Source organism: Nocardiopsis sp. NPDC050513 (genome assembly GCF_044457925.1).
Lineage (GTDB): Bacteria > Actinomycetota > Actinomycetes > Streptosporangiales > Streptosporangiaceae > Nocardiopsis.
Genome location: NZ_JBITHK010000019.1, coordinates 33,213 through 57,825, shown reverse-complemented (window position 1 = coordinate 57,825; position 24,613 = coordinate 33,213). Strand labels below are relative to the sequence as shown.

24 protein-coding genes and 1 tRNA gene are annotated in these 24,613 nt (G+C 72.7%); 14 read left to right on the top strand and 11 right to left on the bottom strand.

Annotated elements, in window-relative coordinates; all coding sequences use genetic code 11:
• Positions 1-38 precede the first annotated feature (38 nt).
• Complete coding sequence (locus tag ACIBFB_RS25470) at positions 39-1,373, bottom strand: alanine racemase (protein WP_397234344.1); 1,335 nt, start codon at positions 1,371-1,373, stop codon at positions 39-41.
• On the bottom strand, positions 1,370-2,662 hold the full coding sequence (locus ACIBFB_RS25465; RefSeq protein ID WP_397234375.1) for an amidohydrolase family protein: 1,293 nt from the start codon (positions 2,660-2,662) through the stop codon (positions 1,370-1,372). The genes ACIBFB_RS25470 and ACIBFB_RS25465 overlap by 4 nt, the downstream gene beginning before the upstream one ends.
• Positions 2,663-2,871: 209 nt before the next feature.
• Between ACIBFB_RS25465 and ACIBFB_RS25460 the strand changes: the two genes are divergently transcribed.
• From ACIBFB_RS25460 to ACIBFB_RS25450, 3 genes are read left to right on the top strand one after another with little or no spacing between them, the layout of a single operon-like run.
• Positions 2,872-3,834: a sugar kinase gene (locus ACIBFB_RS25460; RefSeq protein ID WP_397234373.1), complete on the top strand. Its 963-nt coding sequence runs from the start codon at positions 2,872-2,874 to the stop codon at positions 3,832-3,834.
• Between the two features lie 24 nt (positions 3,835-3,858).
• Positions 3,859-4,605, top strand: coding sequence for an IclR family transcriptional regulator (locus ACIBFB_RS25455; RefSeq protein ID WP_397234342.1), 747 nt, complete (start codon positions 3,859-3,861; stop codon positions 4,603-4,605).
• Positions 4,602-5,267, top strand: a complete 666-nt coding sequence (locus ACIBFB_RS25450; protein ID WP_397234340.1) for a bifunctional 4-hydroxy-2-oxoglutarate aldolase/2-dehydro-3-deoxy-phosphogluconate aldolase — start codon at positions 4,602-4,604, stop codon at positions 5,265-5,267. Before ACIBFB_RS25455 ends, ACIBFB_RS25450 begins: the two co-directional genes overlap by 4 nt.
• Before the next feature lie 72 nt (positions 5,268-5,339).
• Here ACIBFB_RS25450 and ACIBFB_RS25445 read toward each other — a convergent pair whose 3' ends face one another.
• The 3 genes from ACIBFB_RS25445 to ACIBFB_RS25435 all read right to left on the bottom strand — a co-directional run bounded on the left by ACIBFB_RS25445 (position 5,340) and on the right by ACIBFB_RS25435 (position 7,461).
• The gene (locus ACIBFB_RS25445; protein WP_397234338.1) at positions 5,340-6,059 is read right to left on the bottom strand and encodes a hypothetical protein; all 720 of its coding nucleotides are present in this window, start codon (positions 6,057-6,059) and stop codon (positions 5,340-5,342) included.
• A gap of 66 nt (positions 6,060-6,125) precedes the next feature.
• Positions 6,126-6,734 carry a hypothetical protein gene (locus ACIBFB_RS25440; RefSeq protein WP_397234336.1) on the bottom strand — a complete coding sequence of 203 codons (609 nt, stop codon included), beginning with the start codon at positions 6,732-6,734 and terminating at the stop codon, positions 6,126-6,128.
• Positions 6,735-7,122: 388 nt separating this feature from the next.
• On the bottom strand, positions 7,123-7,461 hold the full coding sequence (locus ACIBFB_RS25435; RefSeq protein WP_397234334.1) for a winged helix-turn-helix transcriptional regulator: 339 nt from the start codon (positions 7,459-7,461) through the stop codon (positions 7,123-7,125).
• 96 nt (positions 7,462-7,557) lie between these two features.
• Between ACIBFB_RS25435 and ACIBFB_RS25430 the strand changes: the two genes are divergently transcribed.
• Positions 7,558-8,448 carry an NAD(P)-dependent oxidoreductase gene (locus tag ACIBFB_RS25430; protein ID WP_397234332.1) on the top strand — a complete coding sequence of 297 codons (891 nt, stop codon included), beginning with the start codon at positions 7,558-7,560 and terminating at the stop codon, positions 8,446-8,448.
• Positions 8,449-8,610: 162 nt separating this feature from the next.
• On the opposite strand, the gene ACIBFB_RS25425 is transcribed toward ACIBFB_RS25430, so the two are convergent.
• Positions 8,611-9,138 carry a lytic polysaccharide monooxygenase auxiliary activity family 9 protein gene (locus ACIBFB_RS25425; protein ID WP_397234330.1) on the bottom strand — a complete coding sequence of 176 codons (528 nt, stop codon included), beginning with the start codon at positions 9,136-9,138 and terminating at the stop codon, positions 8,611-8,613.
• Between the two features lie 577 nt (positions 9,139-9,715).
• Here ACIBFB_RS25425 and ACIBFB_RS25420 point away from each other — a divergent pair.
• Positions 9,716-10,528: an oxygenase MpaB family protein gene (locus tag ACIBFB_RS25420; RefSeq protein WP_397234328.1), complete on the top strand. Its 813-nt coding sequence runs from the start codon at positions 9,716-9,718 to the stop codon at positions 10,526-10,528.
• Between the two features lie 13 nt (positions 10,529-10,541).
• Here the strand turns inward: ACIBFB_RS25420 and ACIBFB_RS25415 are convergent, their stop codons facing one another.
• Together ACIBFB_RS25415 and ACIBFB_RS25410 are read right to left on the bottom strand one after the other, a co-directional pair.
• Positions 10,542-13,529, bottom strand: coding sequence for a BTAD domain-containing putative transcriptional regulator (locus ACIBFB_RS25415; protein WP_397234371.1), 2,988 nt, complete (start codon positions 13,527-13,529; stop codon positions 10,542-10,544).
• A 113-nt stretch (positions 13,530-13,642) separates the two neighbouring features.
• Entirely contained in the window at positions 13,643-13,813 is a 171-nt protein-coding gene (locus tag ACIBFB_RS25410) for a hypothetical protein (RefSeq protein WP_397234381.1), read from the bottom strand.
• A 633-nt stretch (positions 13,814-14,446) separates the two neighbouring features.
• Here ACIBFB_RS25410 and ACIBFB_RS25405 point away from each other — a divergent pair.
• Genes ACIBFB_RS25405 through ACIBFB_RS25395 form a run of 3 tightly spaced genes read left to right on the top strand, consistent with a single transcriptional unit; the run spans position 14,447 to position 16,296 of the window.
• On the top strand, positions 14,447-14,989 hold the full coding sequence (locus tag ACIBFB_RS25405) for a hypothetical protein (RefSeq protein ID WP_397234326.1): 543 nt from the start codon (positions 14,447-14,449) through the stop codon (positions 14,987-14,989).
• Between the two features lies 1 nt (position 14,990).
• Positions 14,991-15,608, top strand: coding sequence for a hypothetical protein (locus ACIBFB_RS25400; protein WP_397234324.1), 618 nt, complete (start codon positions 14,991-14,993; stop codon positions 15,606-15,608).
• Positions 15,595-16,296 (top strand): hypothetical protein, encoded by a 702-nt coding sequence (locus ACIBFB_RS25395; RefSeq protein ID WP_397234322.1) that lies wholly within the window; start codon positions 15,595-15,597, stop codon positions 16,294-16,296. The genes ACIBFB_RS25400 and ACIBFB_RS25395 overlap by 14 nt, the downstream gene beginning before the upstream one ends.
• 25 nt (positions 16,297-16,321) lie before the next feature.
• On the opposite strand, the gene ACIBFB_RS25390 is transcribed toward ACIBFB_RS25395, so the two are convergent.
• Positions 16,322-17,629, bottom strand: a complete 1,308-nt coding sequence (locus tag ACIBFB_RS25390) for a hypothetical protein (protein ID WP_397234320.1) — start codon at positions 17,627-17,629, stop codon at positions 16,322-16,324.
• A 143-nt stretch (positions 17,630-17,772) separates the two neighbouring features.
• On the opposite strand from ACIBFB_RS25390, the gene ACIBFB_RS25385 reads away from it, so the two are divergent.
• The 3 genes from ACIBFB_RS25385 (at position 17,773) to ACIBFB_RS25375 (ending at position 19,829) form a co-directional block, all read left to right on the top strand.
• On the top strand, positions 17,773-18,279 hold the full coding sequence (locus ACIBFB_RS25385) for an NUDIX hydrolase (protein ID WP_397234318.1): 507 nt from the start codon (positions 17,773-17,775) through the stop codon (positions 18,277-18,279).
• Between the two features lie 217 nt (positions 18,280-18,496).
• The gene (locus ACIBFB_RS25380; protein ID WP_397234316.1) at positions 18,497-18,931 is read left to right on the top strand and encodes a hypothetical protein; all 435 of its coding nucleotides are present in this window, start codon (positions 18,497-18,499) and stop codon (positions 18,929-18,931) included.
• Positions 18,932-18,995: 64 nt separating this feature from the next.
• A complete protein-coding gene (locus ACIBFB_RS25375) occupies positions 18,996-19,829 on the top strand; it encodes a DUF2786 domain-containing protein (RefSeq protein WP_397234314.1) in 834 nt (277 codons plus the stop codon).
• Positions 19,830-20,037: 208 nt separating this feature from the next.
• On the opposite strand, the gene dnaN is transcribed toward ACIBFB_RS25375, so the two are convergent.
• Together dnaN and ACIBFB_RS25365 are read right to left on the bottom strand one after the other, a co-directional pair.
• Entirely contained in the window at positions 20,038-21,186 is a 1,149-nt protein-coding gene (dnaN, locus tag ACIBFB_RS25370; RefSeq protein WP_397234312.1) for a DNA polymerase III subunit beta, read from the bottom strand.
• 112 nt (positions 21,187-21,298) lie between these two features.
• Positions 21,299-21,757, bottom strand: coding sequence for a DUF4442 domain-containing protein (locus ACIBFB_RS25365; RefSeq protein WP_397234369.1), 459 nt, complete (start codon positions 21,755-21,757; stop codon positions 21,299-21,301).
• A gap of 99 nt (positions 21,758-21,856) precedes the next feature.
• Here ACIBFB_RS25365 and ACIBFB_RS25360 point away from each other — a divergent pair, with 99 nt between their 5' ends.
• The 3 genes from ACIBFB_RS25360 (at position 21,857) to ACIBFB_RS25350 (ending at position 24,197) form a co-directional block, all read left to right on the top strand.
• Entirely contained in the window at positions 21,857-22,771 is a 915-nt protein-coding gene (locus tag ACIBFB_RS25360) for a LysR family transcriptional regulator (protein ID WP_397234310.1), read from the top strand.
• 93 nt (positions 22,772-22,864) lie between these two features.
• Positions 22,865-23,989 (top strand): allantoicase, encoded by a 1,125-nt coding sequence (alc, locus tag ACIBFB_RS25355; protein ID WP_397234308.1) that lies wholly within the window; start codon positions 22,865-22,867, stop codon positions 23,987-23,989.
• A gap of 119 nt (positions 23,990-24,108) precedes the next feature.
• Positions 24,109-24,197, top strand: a tRNA-Ser gene (locus ACIBFB_RS25350).
• The last annotated feature ends 416 nt before the right edge of the window (positions 24,198-24,613 follow it).

Below are 24,613 nucleotides of genomic sequence, written 5' to 3'. Positions count from 1 at the left end.
ACTCCTTCGGTGTGCGGCGCGCCGGTTCTCCGACGCGGTCAGAACAGGGTGCGGACGGCGTCCACGACCCGGTGCTCGGCGTCGAGCACCGGGATCAGCGGCCACTTGTCGAACACCGTGCAGGCGTGGGACAGCCCGAGTTCGACGACGTCGCCGACGACCGGCGCGGCGGCTCCTCCGCCGGTTCCCCGGGCGGTCAGGTCGAGGAACGCGTGGTGGTCGTTGAGTTCGACGACGCGCGCTCCGCCGTCGAACGGGATCCGCCGCCCGTCGCGCAGCAGAGCGCGGGGGACGGGGAGGTCGATGTCGAAGGACACGTCGCGCTTGCCGACGCCCAGCAGGGCCCGCCCGGGTTCGGGCCGGGAGATCACGCGCGCGTGGCAGGTGAGCGCGGGACGCAGCGGATCGTCCGCGGCGGCCGACCGCAGCGGCGACGTGCGCTCCATGAACAGGTCGTCGTGGGTCGCGTAGCAGCCCGAGCGGATGATCCGGCGTACCGGCCGTGTCAGCTCCGGCGGGTCGGACAGCGCGTCGGCGACCAGGTCGGGATAGCTGCTGCCGCCCGCGGTCACGATCACCTCGGCGACCCGCGCGAACAGACCCTCGGTGTCGGCGCGCCGGGCGAAGGCGAGCAGCACGTCCAGCCAGGCGCGCACCCGCGCGGGGGAGCCGTCGTCCCTGCGCTGCGGGAACACGCCCTCGAACGCCTCGACTCCGGCCAGCACGAGGGCGGGGCTCGCGGCGACCGTCCGGGCCAGCCCGAGGGCGTCGTCCAGGCTCCGGACCCCGGTGCGCCGACCCTCGACGCCCAGCTCCACGAGCACCGGCAGCGGGCGGTCCGCTCCGGCCAGGGCGCGCTCCATGATCCGCGCGCCCGCCGCGGAGTCCACCAGGCACAGGGGCTCGAAGTCCGGGTCCCCCAGGGCGTCCGCGAGCCAGGCGAGCTGCCCCTCCTCCACGACCTCGTTGGCGATCAGAACGCGCCGCACCCCGTGGGCGCGCATGACGCGGGCCTGGGCGACGGTCGCCGCGGTCAGTCCCCAGGCGCCGCGTTCCAGCTGGGCGGACCACAGGTGCGGCGACATCGTGGTCTTGCCGTGCGGCGCCAGGTCGGCGCCCTGGTCGGCGCACCACCGGGCGAACCGGTCGAGGTTGTGCCTCAGGGCGTCCCCGTCGAGCGTGACGGCGGGCAGCCACAGGTCGCGCAGGTGCAGTCCGGCGGCGCGGACCCCGGCCGCGGTGGCGGGGCTGGTCGGCAGGCTCCGCGCCTCGACCGGCGCGGCGTCGAGCTCGGCCAGCGCGGCGGCGGGCAGGCCGGTTCCGGCGATCGGGGAGGCGGAGGGAGGCGGGGGCTGGGGCGTCGGGCCGGTCATCGCGGCGCCCCCGTGGCGGCGGGGCCCCCGGTCGCCCGGTCCGGGCGGGGGAAGGGTTCGTCGAAGTCCTCAGGTCGGTCCAGGTGGCGGACGGAGGCGCGCACGCGCTCGTGGCGGTCGGCCTCGGCGCGCCGCTGGGCGTCGCTGAGCGGGACCCACGCCGGCGGTGGCGCGGCGGCGTGCGGCAGCAGGAGGCGTCCCGCGGCGTAGGTGGCGGTGTTGCTCAGGCGGATCGGGGCCTCGCGCACGCCCCCGTGCACGTCGACGGTGGGGAACCGGCCCCGTTCGGCAGCGAACACGGCGATGTCGGCACGGGCGCCGACCTCCAGAGTCCCGGCGGCGAGCCCGAGGGCACGGGCGGGGCGGACGGTCGCGGCCGCCACCGTCTCGGTCAGGCCCATCCCGGCGGCCAGTGCCTTGCCCATGACGGTCGGCAGGTCGAAGGCGGGGCCGTGGACGGACCGGATGTGCAGGTCGGTGGAGACGATCGGCTCGATCCCGGCGGCCAGTTCGGCTTCGAGGACGTCGAAGTCGAAGGCCCCCGAGCCGTGTCCCAGGTCGAAGACCACCCCGGCGTCGCGCAGCCGCAGGAGGGCGTCGGTGGGACGGCCGTCGGCGACGAGGTCGGCGGCCACGCCCGTGGCGCAGTGGGTGAGGATGTCGCCCTCGGCGAGGAGGGGCTCGACGTCGGCGAGGTCGGGCGGCCCGTAGCCGATGTGCACCATGAGCGGCCGTTCGAGCCGTCGGGCGAGGTCCGCCGCCCGGCGCAGCGGTTCGAGCCCGTGCGCGCCGACGGTGTGGCGGTCGATCCGCGCTTTGACGCCGCGGACCAGGTCGCCGTGGCGGGCGGCGACCGCGACGGCGGCGTCCACGTCGAGGTTGTCCAGCACGTGGTGCTCGCCGGTGCGGCCGACGAGTCCGAGCCCGGAGACGTTGATCATCGCGTGGACCCGGAACGGCGCCGGGTCCGCGACCGCGCGGCGCATGCCCTCCATGGCGTAGGCCCCGGCCGACCCGGCGTCGACCCAGGTCGTCACTCCGGTCCGCCAGGCCAGCGCCTCGGGGTCGAGCCCCCAGTAGGTGGCGCCGTGCCATACGTGTGTGTGCAGGTCGACCAGGCCCGGCAGGACCAGTCGGCCGGACGCGTCGACGGTCGACGCGGCCCGTTCCCCGGGGAGCCCGGCGGCGACGGCGGCGATCCGACCGGCGCGCACGGCGACGTCGGCGGTCTCGTCACGCCCTGACGCGGGGTCGATGACGCGACCACCGCGCAGCAACAGGTCCCACACGCCGACCATCCCCTTCGATGCTGCACTATATGCAGCACTGTTGCGTATTTCCCATCGCCAGGAATAGCATTCGGTCGTGCCGCGGGTCAACACCCCGCGTGAGGCGGATGACAGTCGGGAGGTCGTGGGTGAACGAGCCGCAGCGGGCCGAGGACGAGGCGCGCTCCCCGGTCGAACGCCCGGAGGAGCCGGCGGCCGACGCCGTCTGCGTGGGCGAGACGATGGCGCTGCTGGTCCCGCACGGCCCCGCGCCGGGCGACCGCTCTCCGGACCCCGCGCCTGTGTTCCACGCAGAGATCGGCGGCGCCGAGTCCAACGTCGCCGTCCACCTCGCCCGTGCCGGACGACCGGTCGCCTGGCGCAGTGCCCTGGGCGACGACCCGTTCGGCCAGTGGATCCGTGACCGCCTCACCGCCTCCGGGGTGCGCTGCGCCGCCCGCACCGACACCGCACGCCCCACCGGCCTGTACATGAAGGAACCGCTCCCCCAGGGCACGCGCGTGCGCTACTGGCGGCGGGGGTCGGCCGCCTCCGCCCTCACCCGGTCGGACGCCGCCGAGGTCTGGCGCCTGCGCCCGCGCCTGGTCCACACCTCCGGGATCACCGCCGCCCTGTCCGCGTCCGCGCACGGGCTGGTCGAGGAGCTCCTGGACTCCGCCCCCGACGGCACCCTGCGTTCCTTCGACGTGAACTACCGGCCCGCGCTGCACGGCGGCCACAACGCCGCCTCCGTCCTCGATCTCGCCCGACGCGCCGACGTCGTCTTCTGCGGCCTCGACGAGGCCCGGGAACTGTGGGGCGTCACCGGCCTGGCCGAGCTGCGGGACCTCCTGCGCGGCGCCGCGCCGTACGACCCCGCCGCGCACGGCCCCGGCCTGCTGGTCATCAAGCAGGGCGCCGAGGGGGCCACCGCCGTCCGCGGCGAACGGACCTGGTTCCAACCCGCGCCCAGGGTCGAGGTCGTCGAACCCGTCGGCGCCGGCGACGCCTTCGCCGCGGGGTTCCTGGACCGCCTCCTGGACGGGGCGCCGATCCCGGACTGCCTGGCCGAGGGCTCGCGGCTGGCCGGGGTCGTCCTGCGACTGACCGGCGACGTCCCTCCGCCGCGGACGCGCGTGCCCGCGGCCTGGGAGACTGGCCCAGTCCCTGGCCAGGGGCCGCGCCCGCAGTGACGAGAACGAGGGGGAGGACCGGCGGTGTCCAACAGCGTCGAACGTGCCATGCGCATCCTGGTGGAGCTGGCGGAGGGCCCGACCACCATCAGTGAGCTCGGCCGCCGTCTGGACGTGCACCGCACGACCTCGCTCCGTCTGCTGCGCACCCTGGAGGAACAGCGCTTCGTGCGGCGCACGGACGACGGCAGGTACCAGTTGGGACCGCGCATGGCCACCCTGGCGGCCGCCGCGCTGGAGGGGTTCGACGTGCGCGGACTCGCCGCGCGTCACCTCAGGGACCTGGGCGCCTCCAGCGGCCAGACCGTCCACCTGGGCGCGTTGGAGGGCGACCGCGTCGTCTACCTGGACAAGGTCGAGTCGCGCCACGCCGTCCGCATGTACTCCCACATCGGCGCCCTCGCCCCGCTGCACGCCACCGGCATCGGCAAGGCGATCCTCGCCCACCTGCCGGAGCGCGAGCGCGACACCCTCCTCGGCGACCCCCCGTTCGACCGGTGCACGCCGAACACGCTCACCGACCGGGCCGCGCTCGACCGGGAGCTCGACCGGACCGCCGAACGCGGCTGGGCCCTGGACGACTTCGAGCACGAGGAGTTCGTCCACTGCGTCGCCGCGCCCGTGTTCGACGCCTCCGGGAGCGCGCGGGCGGCGATCTCGATCTCGGCGCCCAGCATGGTCCTCGACCGGCAGGACCTGCTCGCCCTCACCGGAGACCTCACCGCCACCGCACGCGACATCAGCGAGGAACTGGGTTGGAGTCAGACATGACGGACGCGTACCCCTCCGCCGAGAACTCCGGCGGCTCCGGTTCCCCGCCCCGGCCCGTCACGGGCTGGGCCGACTTCTTCGCCGAGGGCCTGTCCCCCGTCCCGCTCATGCTGATCCTGCGGGGCGCCGCCCCCGACCGCGCGGTCGCCGCCGCCCGGGAGGCCTGGCGGGCCGGTGTCCGGCTGGTGGAGGTCACACTGGAGAGCGAGGCGGGCCTGTCCGCGCTGGAGGCGGTCGTCCGTGCCGCCGAGGGGCGCTTCACCGTCGGGGCCGGGACCCTGACCACCCCCGAACGGCTCCGCCGCGCGGTCGACGCGGGCGCGCGGTTCGGGGTGGCGCCGGGCCTGGACGCCGACACCGTCGCCGAGGCCGTCCGCCTGGGCGTCCCGTTCCTGCCCGGCGTGGCCACTCCCACCGAGGTCGGCCACGCCGCGCGGATGGGGGTCACCGCGGTCAAGGCGTTCCCCGCGAACCTCCTCGGTCCGGGCTGGGTCTCGGCCCTGCGCGGCCCGTTCCCGGAGCTGCGCGCGGTGGCCACCGGCGGCGTCGACGCGACGAGCGCGCCCGAGTACCTGCGCGCGGGCGCGCTCGGGGTGGGTGTGGGCCGGTCCCTGGCCGAGAGCGGGGGCCTGCCCGGCCTGATCGGCGCGCTGTCCCGGTAGGCGTGCCCGGGGGGACGCGCTACCGCGGTCCGCAGCCGAGCGCCGGTTCCGCGTACCGCCGCCCCCGGACCGTCACTCCGTCTCCTCCACCATGGCCACCGCGCGTTCGGCGATGGCGATGAGCAGTTCCTCGTCGTCGGTGAAGTCGGCCTCGCCGGTGGCGGCGCCGTAGGACTCGCCCGCCGTGACCTCGATGAGGACGGTGCCCACACGCACCAGCACCAGGGCCTCGCTGCGCGGATCGTCCTCGGCTCCCGCGACGTGGTGCGAGACCAGCGCGTCGTCGCCGAGGCCGTCGAGTTCGCCGGACTCGACGACCTCCCGCCACCGGTAGTCCGAGTCGTTCTCCCCGAGCAGGTCCTCCGCCTCGCCGTCGTAGTACCGCTCCGCCTCCTCCTCGCCCGCGACGAGTTCGTAGTCGCCGTCCGTCGGAAGCCGGAAGGCGACGCCCAGGGTCCCCCTGGTGCCGTCCGAGAACTCGGCGTACCAGCCGCACCGGATCCTTCCGTCGTAGTACCCCTGGCTCGGCAGAGCGGAGGAGACGGCAGCCAGTTCCGACCGCGTCGCCGCCGCGCACGGTTCCCCCGGCAGCTCGTCGAACCCCGTCTCCGGTGCGGTCGCACCCGGACCGCTCAGGGCGAACACCGTCCCGGCGGCCCCGGCCGCCACGGCGTAGGCCGCGAGGGTCGCCGCCACGGTGATCCCCACGGTGCGCCCGGCGCCGCCCTTCCCCGCCGACGGCGGAACGACAGGGGGAGTGGGACCGGGGTACGGGGCGGGGCCTGGCTGCATGGCGGGGTCTCCTGTCGTCTGGCCGTCGTTCACTGGGCGGCGCTCCCGCGGGTGGCGGAGGCGGGGTCAGCCGAACACGTCGGCGATCACGTCGGCGAGCAGTTCCTCGGCGTCGGCGGCGTCGAGGTCCTCGCTGTCGGACAGGGACACCTGGATCGAACTCACCGTGTCGCCCTCGCGGACGGCCACGGTCACCCGCTGGGTGGCGGAGGAGTCGAACCCGTAGTCGATGTCCGCCAGGACGAGCACGCTCTCGTCCCCGAGGGCGAGGTCCCTCTCCTCGGCGCCGGTGACCTCCGTCCCCTCGCTCTCGTAGCCGACTTCTCCGGCGGCCTCGACCTCGTCCTCGTACAGCGCCTCGGCGTCCCTGGGAACGTCCTCGTCGGACCTCTCCTCGACCAGGTCGGCGTCCGCCCCCGCCAGCGGCACGGCGTGGCTGACGTTCAGGGGCACCTCCTCCTCGCCGTTCAGGGAGATCCGCCAGCCGCACCCGGTGGAGTACCCGCTCACGTTCCAGGAGGAGAGTTCCGCGTCGAGGTCGTCCAGGACCTCCTCTCCGACGACCGCGCACGGGTCGGCGGGCAGCCCTCTGGCAGGGCGCACGCCGGTGGGGCCGAAGGGGGAGAAGGCGTCGACCACGGTCCAGGTGAGGCTTCCCGCGACGACCAGGGTCACGAGTGCCGTGGCGGTGACCGTCAGGGCCCTGCGCGGCGGAGGTGCGGGCGCCGACGGCGGCAGGGGCCCGCCGGGGAGACCGGGGTGGCCCGGCTGTCCCGGCGGGGGCTGCTGGCCGGGGACCCCGGGAAAGGGGGGCTGCCCCGGAGGACCGTGGTGCGGTGGTCGGCCCGGCTGGGGCTGATGAGGGGGCTGTCCCATGAGCGAGGGTCCATCCCGGGAAGAGTCGACGCCTGACGCCAGGCATGGTTTCACGGCGCGCGCACCGATCCCAGCCCGAACCGACGGAATGGCACATACCGGCCAAGGACGCCGGGACGCGGAGTGCGTGCGGGAATCCCCGGACACCGCCGTGCGGTCCGCGCACGGCGCACCGCCGTGCGGTCCCTCAGTGGGGGGCGACGCCGCGCACGTGTTCGTCCCCCCAGACGCCGAGCGGTGCCAGCGCCGCGTTGAGGGACCTCCCGACCGGGGTCAGCGAGTACTCGACGCGCGGCGGGACCTCACCGAAGTCCTCCCGGCGCACGATCCCGTCCTCCTCCAGCTCCCGCAGGTGCGCGGCGAGCACCTTCTCGGTCACGCCCCCCACCGCGCGGCGCAGCTCGCCGAACCGGCGCGGCCGCTCGGCCAGGGCCCAGACGACGACGACCTTCCACTTGCCCCCGATCACGTCCAGCGCGGCGTCGAGACCGCAGTTGTACGCGCCGGGCCTGCGCGTCGCGCGCATGCTCCCCACCTCCACCTGCACGCTTACCCCGAGGTGCGCGCCCACTTCGAAGTGCGTACTTGTGGGCGCCCCGGGCCTCCCAGGAGCCTAGTCGACATGACCGAACACACCATCGACAAGCCCCGCGTCTCCCTGCTCGGCCTCGGCGACATGGGGACCGCCTTCGCCCGCGCCTGGCTCGCCGCCGGACACCCGGTGACCGTCTGGAACCGCACCGCGTCCCGCGCCGAGCCCCTCGCCGGGGAGGGCGCCGACGTCGCCGCCACGGCCGCCGAGGCCGTCGCCGCGAGCGACCTGGTGGTCACCGTCCTCCTGGACGACGCCTCCGTCGGCGCCGCGCTCGCCGACGCCGACCTGACCGGCAAGGACCTGGTCAACGTCACGACGAGCACCCCCGACGAGGCGCGCGCCCGCGGGGAGTGGGCGACCGCTCGCGGCGCCCGGTTCGTCAGCGGCGGGATCATGGCGGTGCCGACCATGGTCGCCGTCCCCGAGGCGGGCGGCTACGTCTTCTACAGCGGGTCCCGCGCGGTCCTCGACCGCCACGACGGCACGCTGTCCGTCCCGCTCGCGACCGCGTTCGTCGGCGAGGACGCAGGACTGGCCGCCCTGCACGACATCGCCCTGCTGAGCGCGATGACCGGCATGTTCGCCGGAATCTCCCACGCCCTCGCCCTGGTCCGCGACGCGGGCGTGGACCTGACGTCGTTCTCCGCCCTGCTCTCCGGATGGCTCACCGCCATGACCGCGACCGTCGCCGGCACCGTCGAGCACCTGGAGAGCGGCGACTACACCACCGGCGTGGTCTCCAACCTGGCCATGATGGTCAGGGGGAACGACACCATGCTGCGGACCGCCGAGGAGCGGGGCGTGAGCACCGAACTCCTCCGGCCGTACATGCGGCTCATGGAGCTCCGCCTGGCGCAGGGCGGAGCGCACGAGGACGGAACGGGGGTGGTCGACCTGCTCAGCGGAGCGCGCCGCTGAGGTCCGCCGCCTCCCGGAGCGGACGGCCTCCGCGCCGGCCAGAGCTCGGGTCCCCCGGACCGGTGGTCCCCGGCCCGGGGAGGGAACCGGGTCGGGGACCGAGGCGGTGGACCCGTCGGAGCGGGTCCCGCGCGGAGCGGGCGCGCGGGCCGCCCCCGCGGATCAGACCGCAGCGCCGATGTTGACGTCCATGCAGGAGTAGAAGGCGTTGGCCGTGTCGGCGATGTTCCACACGGCGAGGATCTTGTGCTGGCCGCTGTAGGCGGTCAGGTCGACGGTGTGGGCCACGGACCACGGCGGACGGTGGCCGCCGTAGCCGAACCGCGCGACCTCCTGCCCGTCGACGTAGTACACCCAGTCGGTCGTGGCGTGTGCCGCGGTGAACGTCCACGTGAAGGTCAGGGTCGAGCTGACCGGGGTGACGTCCCATCCGTAGCCGTCGTCGTCCAGTTCGGCGAACCTGGCGTTGCCGCCGGAACAGCTGCGGAGGCCCTTGGGCCCCTCGACGCTCTGCGGTTCCCACCTGATGCCCCCGCACTCGACGACCCCGGCGGCGCACTGCGCCTGGCGGCTGGGGGGAGAGGAGACGTAGCCGTGGGCGCTGGCCGCACCGGCGGGCATGAGGGTGAAGGCCATGACCGTCGCGGCGGCGACGGCGGCGATCGAGCGGAGTCTGCCGCGAATCTTCATCAGCGAGCCCTTCGTGACGGGTCACGATCCCCGGGCCGGTCGTCGGGGGGTGGGGGACCGGGGGTCGTAGCGGGAGGACCCGGGCCCTTGCGAACCCAGGGCGGGCGGAGGCCGTGCGCGGAATCGGACATGCTCCGGCGAAGGTCGACGGCGTCGTCATGGTTTTTCGGGTTTCCCCGACATTCCCATTCCGCCTGCTTGGGATGACGGTAGGGAGGCGGCTACCAACCGTCAAGACACCCGCGCGACCGGCACGGACAGGCCAGCCGTACCAGGGATCCACGGCCGTGGCGGTCCGGCCGCACTGGTATCCACACCATGGGGACGGCCCTTTCCGCGCCTAACTGGAAATATCCTTAACAGTTAGACGCGGTGGTCCACTCCCGAGTGACCGGACATGGCGTCCGCACGCCCGCCACGCCGACCGTACCTGTCCTTGGGGTTATATTTTCCTGCCCCGTAAAGTAGACCCCGTTCGTGCGCGCCGGGCGCGAGTCCCCGAGCCCGCACGGACGGGAGCGAACCCGGACTGGCGCGCCACACCGACCCGGAACCGCCGCTGTCCTACGATCCAGATATGGGCCGTTCGTCCGAAGAGTCACCACTGCGCAGGATCCACTCCGAGGCCAGTCTGCTCGGGGGCGCCGCCTACGCCATCCTGCTCCAGGTCGCCCATCCGAGCGTCGCCCAGGGCGTGCACGACCACAGCGACTTCTCCTCGCGGCCCCTCGACCGCCTGCGCGGCACGCTCTACTACGTCTACGGCACCTCGCTCGGCACCGACGAGGAGCGGGCGCGCGTCCAGGCGATCGTCCGCGCCATGCACCGCCGGGTGAACGGCCCCGGCTACCGGGCACTCGACCACGACCTCCTGCTCTGGGTGGCCGCGACACTGTTCCACACCTGGACGCGGCTGTACGAGCTGACCGTCGGGAAGATCGGCGAGGACGAGTTCCCCGTGTTCCTGCGCGAGGCGGCGGTGTTCGCGACCGCGCTGGGCCTGCCCGAGGAGGAGTGGCCGGCCACCCCGGCCGCGTTCGACGCCTACTGGGACGAGGCGGTCGGGCGGCTGGAGGTCGGCGGCACGGCGCTCGGCATCTCCCGGCGGCTCTTCTGGCCCGCCAACCGGCTGCTCTGGCCGATCACGCACGTCCAGCGGTTCCTCGCCGGCGGCCTGCTGCCGCCGAAGCTGCGCGAGGACTTCGAGATCCCCTGGTCAGCGGCCCGGCAGCGGCGGTTCGACCGCGTGGTCAGGGTGACCCGCGCCGTGTACCCGAGGCTCCCGCACGTCCTGCGCTCCCTTCCGAGCAGGCTGTACCTGTGGTCCATGCGCAGGAACGGAGGATGGACGAGACCGCGCGGCACGCGCAGGAGCGGGGCGTACCACTGAGGCGGGGACGCCGTCAGTCGGGTTCGAGACCGGCCAGGGCGGCACGGGCCTGTTCCAGCTCGGGCACGCCCATCTCGGCGAAGGCCCGTTCGGCGTCCTGGAGGAGAGTCCGCGCGCGGTCGGTCGGCACGGTCGGCGCGGGCAGCCGTCCGAGCGCGAGAGCGGCCCGGGCGACGATGAAGCGCTCGTTGCGCTCGGCGGCCATGGTGTAGGCCCGTTCCAGCTCGACCGCGGCCTCCTCGTACCGTCCGGCCGCGTGGTACGTCACGCCGAGGTCGGTGAGGATCTCGGCGTCACCGCTCCGGTTGCCGGACGCCTCGCCGAGTTCCAGGGCCTCGGTGTGGCACTCGATGGCCTGCTCCCAGTCCCCGGCGGCCCGGTGGGCGATGCCGAGAGAGTTGTGGATGTAGATCTGGCTCGCCACGAGCTGCTGCCGCCGCGAACTCGCCAGGGCCTCGTCCAGCGCACGGAAGGCACGCTCCAGGTCACCGAGGCCGATGTAGGCCTCCCCCATGGTCATCCTGGTCCGCACCCGCATGTCGGCGTTGTCGTCGTCGCTGGACTTGCTCAGCGCCCGCTCACCGCAGCGCAGCGCTTCCGCGTGGTCGCCCTGCGTCCGGTGGAAGATCGCCAGGTTCCCCCACTGCAAGGCCTCCACCTTCGTGTTCCCGGTGGCGATGGCGTACTCCAGGACGCGGCGCAGCGCCGTGACCGCGTCCTCGAACCGCCCCAAGCGCTCGTAGACCATGACCAGATTCGCCAGGGCGCGGTTCAGGCCCTTGCGGTCCCCGACGGCCTCCAGCAGGTCGCGTGCCTCCGTGAGCAGTTCCAAGGACTCGTCGAACCGGCCGGAGAGGCAGTGCGCGATGCCCAGTCCGATGAGGGTCACCGCCCGACCGCGCTGGTTCCCCTGCTTGTCGCTGGCCTGGAACGCTCGCTCCTGCGAGCTCATCAGCAGCGACATGTGGCCGTGCAGCGCGTAGTACCGCCACACCGACTCCGCCAGACGCCATGCGCTGTCGCCGTTGTCACCGGCGGCGAAGTACTCGATCGTGTCCGTGAGGTTCTCCTGGTGGAGGGAGAACCAGCTCTCCGCGTCCTCGCGGTCCGACAGGTTGGTGCGGTGGCGGAGGGGATCCTCGTCCGGATCCTGCACCCCCATGAGCTCCGCCGCGTGCTGGGCGGTCCTCAGGTAGAACTCCGCCAGTCGCGTCTTCGCGGTCCCGACCTCACCGTCGGTGAAGTCGGCGAGGGCCCGGTCGAGGGAGAAGGCCCTGATCAGGTCGTGGAGCCTGTACACGTCCCCCTTCGGCTCGTTCAACAGGCACACGCCGACGAGTTCCTGGAGGAGGTCGTCGGCCTCCTCCAGGTCCATGTCCAGGAGGGCGGCCGCCCCACCGAGGTCGACCGTGTTCCCGATCATCAGGCCGAGCAGGAGGAAGGCCCGGCGCTGGTCGGGGGTGAGGCTCTGGTACGAGAGGTCGATCGCGGACTCCACGCTCTGCCCCTCGACCCGCAGCTCCCGGAACTTGCGGTTCCGCTCGCCGAGCCGCCTGGCGACGTGTGCGAAGGACCATCTCGGGCGACTCACCATGCGGCCCGCGAGGACTCGGAGCGCCAGGGGCAGACCGTCGCAGATGCGAACGATGTCACGCGCCGCGTCCGGCTCGTTGCCCACACGGTCCCGGCCGACGACACGTTCGAGGAGCTCCAGTGACGTCGCCTCGTCGAACATCCCCAGGGAGAGGAATCGCGCACCGCTGAGACCGGCGAGGTCGTTCCGCGTCGTGATGAGGGTCATCGACCCCGGCGAGGAGGGCAGCAGGGGGCTGACCTGAGCGAAACTGGCCGCGTTGTCCAGGATGACCAGCGTCCTGCGTCCCATGAGCGTCGCGCGCCACAGGGCCGAGCGCTCGTCGAGGGACTCCGGAACGGACTCCGGGCGCACGCCGACGGCGCGAAGGAGGGCGGCCAGCGCCGCCGAGGGATCGAGGGGGTCCTTGTTCGCCGTGTAGCCGTAGAGGTCGATGAACAGCTGCCCGTCGGGGAAGCGTTTCCCGGCCTCGTACCCGAACCGGACGGCGGTGGTCGTCTTCCCCTCGCCGCCGGCTCCGGTGATCACGCAGACCTTGGCCAGACCGTCATCGCCGCTGGCCACCTCATCCAGAACGCGCAGGGGTTCGCGACGCCCCGTGAAGTCAGGCAGGTCCCGGGGGAGGTCGTTGCGCACCGCGTAACCGGGATCGGGCCCGTCGGAGAGCGCCGGATCCGCTCCCGGCCCCGTCCGCGTGTCGTCCCGGAGGATCCTGCCGTGGAGGGCGGTGAGCTCCGGCCCGGGGTCGACCCCCAGCTCCTCCGCCAGGGTGGAGCGGAAGGACTCGTACACAGCGAGCGCCCTGGCGCGTTCGTTGTCCCTCCACAGTGCGGTGATCAACAGGTGGTGCAGCCGTTCGCGGAACGGCGCCTCGCTCACCATCGGGGTGAGCCGGGAGACCACCTGTGCGTGCTGCCCGAGGCCGAGGGCGCACGACGCCCACGCGACGACGGCCGACCACCGCTCCTCATGCAGCGGAGCGACCACCGAGTGTTCGAGGAATTCGGATCCGACCCCGGAGAACGGAACCCCGCGCCAGCAGCCCAGCGCCTGGTCCAGGAGCTCGACGGCGACCCCGGGTTCGGCATTCGCGGCTCTGGCGCGCAGAGCGCGGAACCGGTGCAGGTCGACGGCCTCGGGGGCCACGTCCAGGGTGTAGCCGCCGGCGGTCGTCGTGATGCGGTCGGGCAGCAGTTGGCGCAGGTGGTGAATCTGTACCTGGATGACCGAACGGGCCGTGCGCGGGGGATCGTCATTCCAGAGGTAGGCGATCAACTGATCGACCGTGACCTCACGGCCGAGGTGCACCAGAAGGGCGCCGAGCACACAGCGCTGGCGTGGTCCGCCGACCGGCAACGGCCGGCTGTCACACCACGCGGCTATGGGGCCGAGCACGCCGAATTCCACAAGAGGCAACCCTACAAGGGGAATTCACGTGCAACGAGAACGTGTGCACACCGAACACTCCGAGTACCCCCCTCTGCACAAGTACTCGGAGTGAACGGATGCCGCTCAGCGCATTACGTGTTGTCGTCGTCCTTCTCCTCGGAGGGCGCGGTCTGCGCGGGCTGCTCCTCTTCCGAGGTGCTGCGGTCCGGGTCGGGTTCCCGCGAGGGGCTCATCCTCGCCTGGACGTCCTCACCGGCGATGATCGCCTCGAACCGCTCGTCGACAGTCAGCATCCTGGGCACGCGCACTCCTCGTCTCACCGCGCTCGCATAGAGCCGTAACGTGGCCCTTCGCCGTCTGCGCAGCATCATGGGGGATTCACCTCCTATGACGGAGGGCCACCCGTGGCGGTTCCGCCTGGCACGCCACGGGTGGCATGTGTCCAACGAACGTCGGACCGGCCTTCACTCACGAGCCGTCCTCTCGCGGGAACCGGTCTCGTCGAACGCGTTCCACACTGACGACATCCTCTTCCGTTCCACTTACAGTCCGCTTTCAGCGCGTGCCCGGCACGCGGACTGACGGAACGTCGTGACACGTACACTCTGGGTCCGAATTCGCCACTCCGCCACTGTCTGGCCGAATGCGGCCAGAGGCGGTAGTCGCCGCACGGCAAAGGGTAAGCGGCCCGATCCTCCCATGACACCAATACCGGCATTCCCGAACGACTTTCCGGCCGGGCGGCAACGGAACGGCACATCCACAGCGACTGATATCCGCACCGAATGAGAAAACCCACGCCGCATGAACCCTTTCGGATGTTACGGGGCACGTGTCCCGCTTCGCGCCTAGACTTCCTCTTCGTGGTCCACCATGCCGAGCCAGCCGACGACCCCGGGCGGTCGCGGTTCCTCCCCGCAAACCCCCGTGCGCGCGTGCGACTCGCGTCTGCCACGGTCCTCGTCGCCGTGGCCGGGCTCCTGGCCGTGGCCGCGTTCGACGGCTTCGAGCGCGCCGACACCCGAACCGGGAGCCTGGACCCGGGCACCGAGCTGAACACCTTCAGGTACCGCGTCACCCCGCTGGCGGCGCAGGTCGCCCAAGGCGACTCGGGAACCGAGATCCGCGTCCGCGTCGACGTGGAGAACACCGACTCCGAGCCGATGCCCGTCTCCCACATCGGGCATACCACCCGGTTCGTCCTGGAACCCGGCGGCACCGCGCTTCCCCCTCCCGCGCCCGTGCTCAGCCTGGTCCGGTACCCGGAGGGCCGCGTCACCAGTCTCCAGCCGCACATGCCCGAGGAAGCCGTCCTCTCCGTGCCCGTCGAGGACACCGGCGGCCTCGCCGCGGCCACGGACCTGGTCATGACCGTGCACCGCTCGGAGCGGATCTCGGCCAGCGGCGACGGCGCCCCGCTCTGGGTGCGCGGCGCGCTGGTGGCCGGATCGGTGACGCTGTCCCTGGAGGGGAGCTGACGTGCGCGCCCGACGTCGCGGCCGCCGACCGCTGCGCCTCGTCCTGTGCGTCGCCCTCGGCGGAGCGGTCCTCGCCCTGCAGTGGCTGCGCGTCGCCGACCACGACGTCCTCGGCCCCATCGCCTCCTCGGGCGATCGCGGCTCCGTGGTGGCGACCGACGAGTTCACGGTCGAGGTGACCGACGTCCGTGTCGCCGGCACCGTCACCGACAGCTCCCCGCTCTCCCCGGAGCCGATCGAGGCCAACGGCGTGTGGGTGGTCGTGTGGGTCCGCGTCACGGCCACCCGGGAGCCCCTGACCGTCACGCGCGCCGAACTGGAGATGGCGGACCGCACCACCTACGCCGCGTCGCTCTGGTTCCGGGACGCGCTCAGCGGCGGCACGGAGTTCCCGACCGCCGTCCCCGTCCGCGGCGCCTTCGTCTTCGAGGTCCCCGAGGACCGGGTCGACCGCCCCTCACTGGTGTTCACCCACACCGGCGGCTCGGGCTCCCGACTGGCCGCACAGGCGTCGGTCGACCTGGGGGTGGACGCCGCCGCCGTGACCGGCGCGACGGTCGACGTCGAGCTGGCACCGCCCGAGCGCGGGAGGGGGGAGGCCGCCGATGCGCCCCCGTGACCCCGGCCCGCCGGATCCCGGCCCACGCGCCCCGGCCCCGTCGCCCGCGCCCGCCCCGGGCCCCGCGCCGGAACGGGCCCGGCCCCGGCACGCCCGCCCGCTCTGGAAGCGGCTCCGCCTTCCGTACCTCCTGGCGCTGCTGTTCCTGCTGCCGCTCGCGGTCGGCCTTCCGCTGTGGACCGAGCTGCGCGACGGCGCCGCCTCCGGCACGCTCCCGCCCGACGCCCGCCCGGTCGCGGAGGAGGAGACCGTGGAGCTGGCGGGCAGCGAGTGGTGGGTGACGGGGTACGTCGCCAGCCCCGGCGAGGCGGGGTCGGAGCTGGAGGGGCTCACGGTCGTCGACGTGGGCTTCCACGTCGTGCCGGGGGACCGGTCCGCCAGCGAGCTGCTGGGACGCCTGTGCCGGTTCCGCGCGGTGGACGGCCGGGGGCGTTCCTGGGAGCCGACGACCGAGTTCTCCTTCCGCGACCTCGGCGGCCTGGAGCCCGGCGCCGTCACCAGCGGCTGTCTGGGCCCCGGCTTCGACCCGATCCCGCCCGGCACGGACCAGCTCCTCCTCGTGACCTACCTCGTGCCCTCGGAGGCGGTCGAGGAGCTGGACTTCGAGCTGACCGTGGCCACGGACCCGTCCCCGGACACGCCGAGGCCCGCCTCCCTGGTGTTCGCCGCCGAGGCGCTCAACGGCTAGCTCCCCCTCCGCGGCCGGGCGCGCATCAGCGGCGCCGGGCGGACCTGCTGGTCACGTGGGTGGCGACGCTGCGCTCCCGTCGACCGACCGACCCCTCGTCCACCTTGCGCAGGGCGATCTCGAAGGCCGCGGCGAGCAGACAGACCCGCACCACCTCGCGCGCGGCGCCCACGAGGAAGTCGATCGGCTCCAGCCACACCCACCAGTCGGCCAGGAAGTCCCCGGGCCCGACGAGTTCGAACACCAGTCGGTGCAGCCGGCTGAAGCCCACCTCGACGAGCGCGTAGAGGAGGGCGAAGGACAGGTAGAACACCGGGCCGACGGTGAGCACGAACCGGAGGGCGTTCACGAACGGCGTGTACCGCGCCACGCCGCGGACGCCGCCCGCCCGGCTCACCTTCCGGACGAGCCCGCCCGCCCGCGCGACCGTCCGCCGCGGGTGCGCGCGGCGCGGCTCGAACATCGTCGCGTCGTCGCCGATCTCCGCCCGGTAGACGACGGCGGCGATGGCCAGCCACAGCAGCGGCGCCAGCAGACCCGACTTCACCATGAGCCACAGCGAGGCGAGCAGGGCGACCAGCGCGGCGTACGCGTCGAGGTCGGGTGAGGCGCCGAACACACCCGCCGCCCCGCCGACGGTGCGCCCGAGCGTGTCCTGCAGCGCCGCCCAGGCGGCGCGCGACATGATCCAGGCCTGCGCGCGCTCGAGCGCCACGCCGATGGAGAACACGAACATGAACAGCCACACGGCCTCGAACAGGGCCGTGAGCAGGCCCAGCACACCGTTTCCGGTCGAGCGGTAGAAGCGCTCGCTCGCCCGGCGCAGCGCCCAGGCGGCCAGCGCGACCACCAGCGGCAGCCCCAGCGCGTCGACCTGGTGCGGAGCGGCGAAGGCGTCGACGCCGCCCTCGTTGAGCAGGCCGACGCTGTAGTTCTCGAACTCCTCGCCGATCAGGCCCCACGCGCTGTAGAAGAGCAGGAACGGCAGGATCGCGAGGACCACCCCGTCCACCACGCGCCGCTCGCGCCGGGCGAACCCGGCGCGTCCCCGGGCCGCGGGGGCGCCGGACAGCTCCGTGTCGACCAAGGTCAGACTCGGCCTGACCAGCTGGAACATCACGATGGTGGTGACGAGGGTGATCAGCAGGGTCAGGCTGAGCCCGGTCAGGCCGAGGACCTGGTGGACGCCGGAGACCCGGACCAGCCCCCGGGTCAGCGACCAGTGCAGCACGTACCCGACCGTGTACGCGCACAGCAGCGGCGCCCAGTACCGACCCAGGAGGGTGAGGGTGTACGTGGGAAGGATCGCCGTGGAAGAGGACAAACGGGCCATGGGTTCAAGAGGGTATCCGTGCCCGCCGACGGGGCGGTCGAGGCATGATCCGCGTCCGGCGGGCATCATCGTTCGTGGCGGACCGTTGTCCGGGAGGGTGGACGACCGGTCGGCCGAGTGCGACGCGAGTGAAGGAGGGCCTGATGCAGGACGGCGACGGGAACGGCTGGGTGAGCCTGCCCGACGGGACCCGGCGGTGGGGGGTGTACGGGGCGGCCGGGCTGCTGCTGTACGCCACGGACGTGGCCGGAACCGGACACGTGCTCCTCCAGTACCGCGCCGGTTGGACCCACATGGGCGGCACCTGGGGCATCCCCGGAGGAGCGCGCAACCGCGACGAGACGCCCCTGGAGGCCGCGGTGCGCGAGTTCCGCGAGGAGGTCGCGGGGGATCTCGGCGAGTTCACCGTCATCGGCAGCTACGAGCACGACCTCACCGTGTGGCGGTACGACACCTTCCTCGCCCGCACACCCGACCTGCTGCCCTTCCGTCCCGGCAACGCGGAGAGCGAGGAGATCCGGTGGGTGCCGGTCGGCGAGACGACGTCGCTGCCCCTGCTGCCCGCCTTCCGTTCGACCTGGGCGCACCTGCGCGCGGACCTGGCCGTGATCGGGAACGGAGCCGGGCCGGGCACTCCGGCGGACGCCTGATCGTTGGAACCCCGTAGGGCAGGCGCCCCGCGGGAAGCGCGCGGTCCGTCCGCGGGGCCGGTCCACCGGCTCCGTCCACAGGTCCCCGGCGACAGACATGCGCGGGTGATTTGGGGGGAAGGTCAGGGACGGGCCCTGATGTTTCGACGGCCCCCAGGGCGCATGCTGAAGGGGACGGCCGGAGCGGGCGTCACTCGATTCGACTGGAGCAGTGGACATGACGCTGGAGCGCGGTAACGCATTCACTCCCGTCGCCTCGGCGACGATGATCTGGCCCTGGACCACCTCGCTGCTGGGCGGCGCGGCCGGGGGCACCCTCTTCTTCCTGCTGAACCTCGGCAGCGGCGCGATCGGCGCCGGACTGACCGCGGGGATCATCTTCTTCTCGCTGATCGGCGGCATCGGCGGTGTGATCAGCAGGAAGTCCGACCGTCGGGGCAGGCGCTGGGCCGCCACCTACCCGTTCCGGTACGCGACCGCGCCCGCGCTGGTCGGCGGCGCGGGGTACGCGATCGTCTCCTACGCGACCTCCATCCTGAGCGCGCCGATCGCCGGTCTGTTCGGCGCCGTGTTCTCCGGCCTGTTCGTCGCGGCGGCGATCTGGCTCGTCGTCGGAGTCATCGCGATGGTGGTGGGGAACAAGAACGCCTAGGCTCGGTGTTTTCCGCCCGTGGGCGGAACCAGAACACTCACCTACGGGAGACGACCGGGCGCCGATGACTGAAGCTGCTCGTCAGAAGACGGTCGAGCGGGTCCGCGGGCTCCTCCGCATGGCGGAGGACCCCGCGGTCACCGATGCCGAGAGCCAGGCGTTCACCGCCAAGGCCGCCGAGCTGATGACCCGCCACGCGATCGCCGAGGCCGAGGCCCGCGCCGAGCGCGGCGAGGAACCCGACGCGATCAGCCGCATGAACTACGCGGTGCCCGGTGTCGGCGGCCACGGCAAGGCCCGGGTCCGGGCTCTGGCCGACATCGCCGCGGCCTACGGCTGCCAGTCGGCGGTGCGCGGCAACACCGCGGAGAACACCGAGCGGACGATGATCCTGGTGGGCACGGTGAGCGCGCTGGACGCGCTGCGCATGCTGCTGCCGTCCATCTCGATGCAGATGGAGGCGTCCGCGAAGTTCATGACATCGTCGCACGTGAGCGACATCCGGGAGCTGCGCAACTACACGCGTTCGGAACTGGAGACCGAGCGCAAGCGCTACTACCGGTCGTTCGTGCGCGCCTACGGCCGCGCGGTGGCCGAACGGATCCGGGAGTTCCGCGCCCGGCTCCAGAACGCCTCGTCCGGCTCCGACGGCGGATCGACCGGCGGTGGCGGGACCGAAGCGCCGGGCCGGGGCGCCGCGCTGGTGCTCCGGGACGACATCCACCGTGTGAACGAGGAGTTCCACAAGCAGTTCCCCCAGCTGCGCAAGCACCGCCCCGAACGCACGCACAGCGCGGCCGGGTACCGTGCCGGATACCGCCGGGGGCGCGAGGCCGAGTTGGGCCTGGACACGCCCGTGTCCGGTGGAGGGACGTCGACCCTGACCGAGGGCGAATAGCGCCGACCGCGACGTTGTCCACAGGCTGCACCGCTCTGTGGACTATTTACGTTTGCGCACTTCAGAGGCGGAATGCGAAGGTTTTCCGGGCTGACTTCGGGGTTCACCGGCCGTGATGGCCACAGGTTATCCACAGGAATGGCAGCAATCCTGTGGATAACCTGTGGACAACTGGGGAGAAGTCGCGGCGAAACCGCGTTCTCCCAGCTCAGGAAACCCTCAGGGGCTGCACCAGATAGCGGAAGGCCGGAACGTCGCCCTCCTTGGGCGGAACATCGGTGAACACGGCGGGTTTGGTCGGCTCGGTGAAGTTGAGGTGCGCGGCGTCGGTCTCCACGGCCGCCAGACCGTCCATGAGGTAGTCCGGCCGGAAGGCCACCCGCAGCGGATCGCCCTCGTAGTCGACCGCGATCGCCTCGACGGCCTGGGCGTCCTCACCCGATCCCGCCTCCAGGACCACCTCGCCCGGGGAGAAGGCCAGGCGCAGCGGCGTGGCCCGGTCCGCCACCAGGGCCACGCGCTTGACCGCCGCCAGCAGCGGCGCGACAGCGACCTCCGCCCGGGCGGAGAACTCGGTGGGGAACCACGACGCGTACGTGACGAAGTCGCTGTCGATCAGACGGGTGGTGGTGCGGCGCTCGCCGTTCTCGAAACCGATCATGCCCTCGCCCGGCGCCCTCCCCGCCCCGGCCGCGCCCGCCGACAGGGCGATGTCCACGTTGGACTGGCTGAGCAGCCCGCGCACGACGTCGGCCAGCGTGCGCGCGGGCACCAGAGCGGCCGCGTCGAAGTCCGGGACCTCGGGCCGCCACCACAGGTCCCGGGCGGCGATGCGGTAGCGGTCGGTGGCCACGAGGGTCAGGGTGTCGCCGGAGAAGTCCAGGTAGGCGCCGGTGAGCATGGGGAGGGTGTCGTCGCGGCTCGCCGCCGGGGTCACCTGGCGGACCGCCGTGGCCAGGGTGTCCGCGGGCACGGAGCCGACACGGTCGGGCATCCCGGGCAGCGACGGGTAGTCCTCCAGGGGCATGGTGACGAGCGTGAAGCGCGCCGCCCCGCCGGTGACGAGCAGTCGGGCCCCGTCGGCCTCGATGCGCACCGTCCCCTCCGGCAGGTTGCGCACGATCTCGGCGAGCAGGCGGCCCGGGACGAGCGCGGCGCCCGTCTCCTCGGACAGCACCTCCACCGACGCGCGTGCGGAGACCTCGTAGTCGAACCCGGACAGGTGGAGCTTCGTCCCGTCTCCGGAGACCTCCATGCGCATTCCCGCGAGCACGGGAACGGCGGGTCTGGTGGGGAGTGCCCGGGCCGTCCAGGCGACCGCCTCGGCGAACGCGTCGCGGTCTACTCGCAGTCTCACGTGGGGCCTCCTCGTCGGCGCGGGTCACCGAGGAACGTACCCACCGGCGGCGACAATCGACGGCCCCGCCCGGGTCGACGCGGGCGGGGCCGAGGAGTGGGGAGGAGTCGGGCTACTTCCTGTTCGGGCGCAGCGTCCACACGACGGTCATGCGGCCGGTGACGGTGCCGTCGTCGGTGCGCAGCTCGATCTCGACCGGGAACTCCGGGCGCTTGCCCTCGTCCAGCTCGGCGACGATCTCGTCGCGCGGGCGGCCGAGCACGGCCTCGGCGGTCACGTCCCCCATGGCGAGCTTGAGGTACCTGATCTCGGCGCTGACGGCGAGCGGGACGGCCCGCTCCAGCTGGTCGCTGAAGTTGCCGATGACGATGGCGCCGGAGGCGGACTCGGCCAGGGTGAACATCGCCCCCGCGTGGGGACCGCCGACGTGGTTGTGGTGGTCGGCGTCGTCCGGCAGGCGCATGACGGCGCGGCCGAAGTCGAGGTCGGTGAAGGTGACCCCGAGCGTGCGGGCGAAGGGCACCGCGGCCAGGAATCCGGACTTGACCATCTCCGCCGTCTCGGCGTTCATCTTTGCCATGACCCTCATGTTACTCCCGAGTAACCATGGGACGCCACCCAGGAGCCCTCTGACTTTCCGTTAAGGCGACGTGAATGGTAGTTCTGGGAGATGACCGACTGGGACCTCCGCAAACTGCGTGTGCTCCGCACCCTGGACGAACTCGGCACCGTCCGGGCCACCGCCGAGGCGCTGCGCATGACCCCCTCAGCCGTGTCCCAACAGCTCTCCTCGCTGTCCAAGCAGACCGGCGTCCCCCTCCTGGAGGCGCACGGCCGCCGCGTGCGCCTCACCGACGCCGCCCACGTGCTGCTCCGCCACACCGACATCGTCCTCGCCCAACTGGAGCGGGCCGAGGCCGACCTGGAGGGGTTCGCGCGCGGCGAGGCGGGCCACGTGCGCGTGGGGTCGTTCGCCACCGCCATCCCCAGGCTCGTCGTCCCCGCCGTGAGCGCGCTGCGCCGCGACCACCCCGGGCTCACCGTGAAGGTGCACCAGGCCGAGGCGGCCGAGGTCTACGACCTGCTCTCCGCGGGCGAGATCGACATCGGCCTCTCCCTCGCCGCACAGGCCCCCACCGGCCAGGACGGCCGGTTCGACCGCGCCGAACTGCTCACCGACCCGCTCGACGTGGCGCTGCCCGCGCACCACCGCCTGGCCAACGCGCCCGGCCCCCGCCTGGCGGAACTCGCCGACGAGCCGTGGATCTACGGCGACGCGGGCCCCTGGCGGGACATCACGATCGCCGCGTGCGCCCAGGCGGGGTTCGTGCCCGAGCAGGCGCACGTCGCGGCCGACTGGCGGGCCATCCTCGACATGGTCGCCGCCGGACTGGGCGTCGCGCTGATCCCGCGCCTGGCCGCCGCGAGCCGCACCCCCGGGGTCGCGCTGCGGGTCCTGCCGACCGACCAGCCCCGTCGGCACGTGGTCTCGGCCGTGCGCGCCGGCGCCCGGGAACGGCCCTGGATCGCCCTGGTCACCCGAGCCCTGAACGACGCGGCCGCCACACTGCCCAATGTTCAGTGATTCAGAACAGACTGAGCAGAAAGTATCGATGGACGTGACCGATTTCTCCTGCGAGTCTGAAGGTGCCCACAGACACCGGCCCTCGGGAGAGACGTGACCGCACCCGCCCCCTTCGATCCGCGCGCCTTCAACGCCCAGCCGTACCAGGGAGGGGACCCGTACGCGGACTACCGTGCCGCCAAGCGCGACTTCTCCACCCTCGTCGACCTCGCCGATCGCCGACTGGGGGGCGGTGTCGTCGCCGCCAACGACGAGTTCTTCGCCGAACGGGAGAACCTGCTCAAGCCCGGGCCCGCCGTGTTCGACCCCGAGGCCTTCGGCCACAAGGGCAAGGTCATGGACGGCTGGGAGACCCGCCGCCGCCGCGGTGTGAGCGCCGAGCAGCCGCACCCCACCGGCGACGACCACGACTGGGCCCTGGTCCGCCTCGGCCTGCCCGGCGTCGTTCGCGGACTGGTCGTGGACACCGCGCACTTCCGCGGCAACCACCCCACCGAGATCAGCGTCGAGGCCGCCCACCTGAGCGGCACGCCCTCCACCGAGGAGCTGCTCGCCGCCGAGTGGACCGAGATCGTCCCCCGCACCCCCGTGTACGGGCACGCCGCGAACGACTTCGAGGTCACCCGGGAGCGCCGCTGGACGCACCTGCGCCTCAGGCAGTTCCCCGACGGCGGTGTGGCCCGCCTGCGCGTGTACGGCGAGCCGGTCGCCGACCCCGCCTGGCTCGCGGCGCTGGACAGCTTCGACGTGGCGGCGCTGGTCAACGGCGGTCTGGTCGAGGACGCCTCGGACCGCTTCTACTCGCCGCCGGAGAACATCATCGCTCCGGGCCGCTCGGCGAAGATGGACGACGGCTGGGAGAACCGGCGCCGCCGGGACAAGGAGAACGACTGGGTGCGCTTCCGGCTCACCGCGCAGGCCTCGGTCCGCGCCATCGAGCTGGACACCGCCTACCTGAAGGGCAACTCCGCCGGGTGGGTGACCGTCCTCGGCTGTGACGCGCAGACCGACCCGGACGCGTGGTTCGAGATCGTGGGCCGCACCAGGCTCCAGCCGGACAGCGCCCACCGGTTCCTGCTCGACTCCCCGGTCACCGCGACCCACGTCCGCACGGACGTCTTCCCCGACGGCGGCATGGCCCGCCTGCACGTCCTCGGCTCCCTGACCGACACCGGCCGCGCGGCCCTGGCCGGCCGCTGGGAGTCCCTCACCGGCTGACCCCACCAGCCGCGCCGCCCCCGACGCCCGCGCTCCCGGCGTCGGGGGCGCGAACGTATCGGGGGTGTGGATCGACGGGGCATGCCCTAACATGACTGGCGGAGACCAGGGCTCCCCCAGGAGGGTTCGCATAGCGGCCGAGTGCAGTGCTCTTGAAAAGCACCAAGTCCTTGACGGGGCTTCGTGGGTTCAAATCCCACACCCTCCGCCGAAACCGTGAGCCGACGCAGGTCGCAGACTCGCGGTGGAGACACCGAAGGCCGGTGGTCCGGGTCCGGTGCGCACATGGTGCACTCGGGCCGGGGAACCACCGGCCTTCGTCGTTCCCGGCCTCCGAGGACCTGTCGACGGGCCGCGTCCAGGGGTTGCGCCCGCCGCCCGGTCGACGAGCCGGGCGACGCGCGGCCTCTCCGCGCGGGGTGCGTGGGGTCGCCGTCTCCGCCCTAGCGTTCACACACACTACATTGCAACGCACTGGCCCTGCTTCGTTGCGTTAACAGTGAAGCCATTGCAACATTTTCCCCGCATTGACCTGCCAATATAGAGATATTGCGCAACGATCATCTTGCTAGATCGATGAATGCAACGTAGCGTTTCCAGTGTTCGAAACAACGAGCGCAGGAG

What these genes read in the sequence shown, in the direction of transcription:
- ACIBFB_RS25470 (WP_397234344.1), bottom strand. Translation starts at nt 1,373, where the DNA reads ATGACCGGCCCGACGCCCCAGCCCCCGCCTCCCTCCGCCTCCCCGATC.
- ACIBFB_RS25450 (WP_397234340.1), top strand. Translation starts at nt 4,602, where the DNA reads ATGACGGACGCGTACCCCTCCGCCGAGAACTCCGGCGGCTCCGGTTCC.
- ACIBFB_RS25445 (WP_397234338.1), bottom strand. Translation starts at nt 6,059, where the DNA reads ATGCAGCCAGGCCCCGCCCCGTACCCCGGTCCCACTCCCCCTGTCGTT.
- ACIBFB_RS25435 (WP_397234334.1), bottom strand. Translation starts at nt 7,461, where the DNA reads ATGCGCGCGACGCGCAGGCCCGGCGCGTACAACTGCGGTCTCGACGCC.
- ACIBFB_RS25430 (WP_397234332.1), top strand. Translation starts at nt 7,558, where the DNA reads ATGACCGAACACACCATCGACAAGCCCCGCGTCTCCCTGCTCGGCCTC.
- ACIBFB_RS25425 (WP_397234330.1), bottom strand. Translation starts at nt 9,138, where the DNA reads ATGAAGATTCGCGGCAGACTCCGCTCGATCGCCGCCGTCGCCGCCGCG.
- ACIBFB_RS25420 (WP_397234328.1), top strand. Translation starts at nt 9,716, where the DNA reads ATGGGCCGTTCGTCCGAAGAGTCACCACTGCGCAGGATCCACTCCGAG.
- ACIBFB_RS25395 (WP_397234322.1), top strand. Translation starts at nt 15,595, where the DNA reads ATGCGCCCCCGTGACCCCGGCCCGCCGGATCCCGGCCCACGCGCCCCG.
- ACIBFB_RS25390 (WP_397234320.1), bottom strand. Translation starts at nt 17,629, where the DNA reads ATGGCCCGTTTGTCCTCTTCCACGGCGATCCTTCCCACGTACACCCTC.
- ACIBFB_RS25385 (WP_397234318.1), top strand. Translation starts at nt 17,773, where the DNA reads ATGCAGGACGGCGACGGGAACGGCTGGGTGAGCCTGCCCGACGGGACC.
- ACIBFB_RS25380 (WP_397234316.1), top strand. Translation starts at nt 18,497, where the DNA reads ATGACGCTGGAGCGCGGTAACGCATTCACTCCCGTCGCCTCGGCGACG.
- ACIBFB_RS25375 (WP_397234314.1), top strand. Translation starts at nt 18,996, where the DNA reads ATGACTGAAGCTGCTCGTCAGAAGACGGTCGAGCGGGTCCGCGGGCTC.
- ACIBFB_RS25365 (WP_397234369.1), bottom strand. Translation starts at nt 21,757, where the DNA reads ATGAACGCCGAGACGGCGGAGATGGTCAAGTCCGGATTCCTGGCCGCG.
- ACIBFB_RS25360 (WP_397234310.1), top strand. Translation starts at nt 21,857, where the DNA reads ATGACCGACTGGGACCTCCGCAAACTGCGTGTGCTCCGCACCCTGGAC.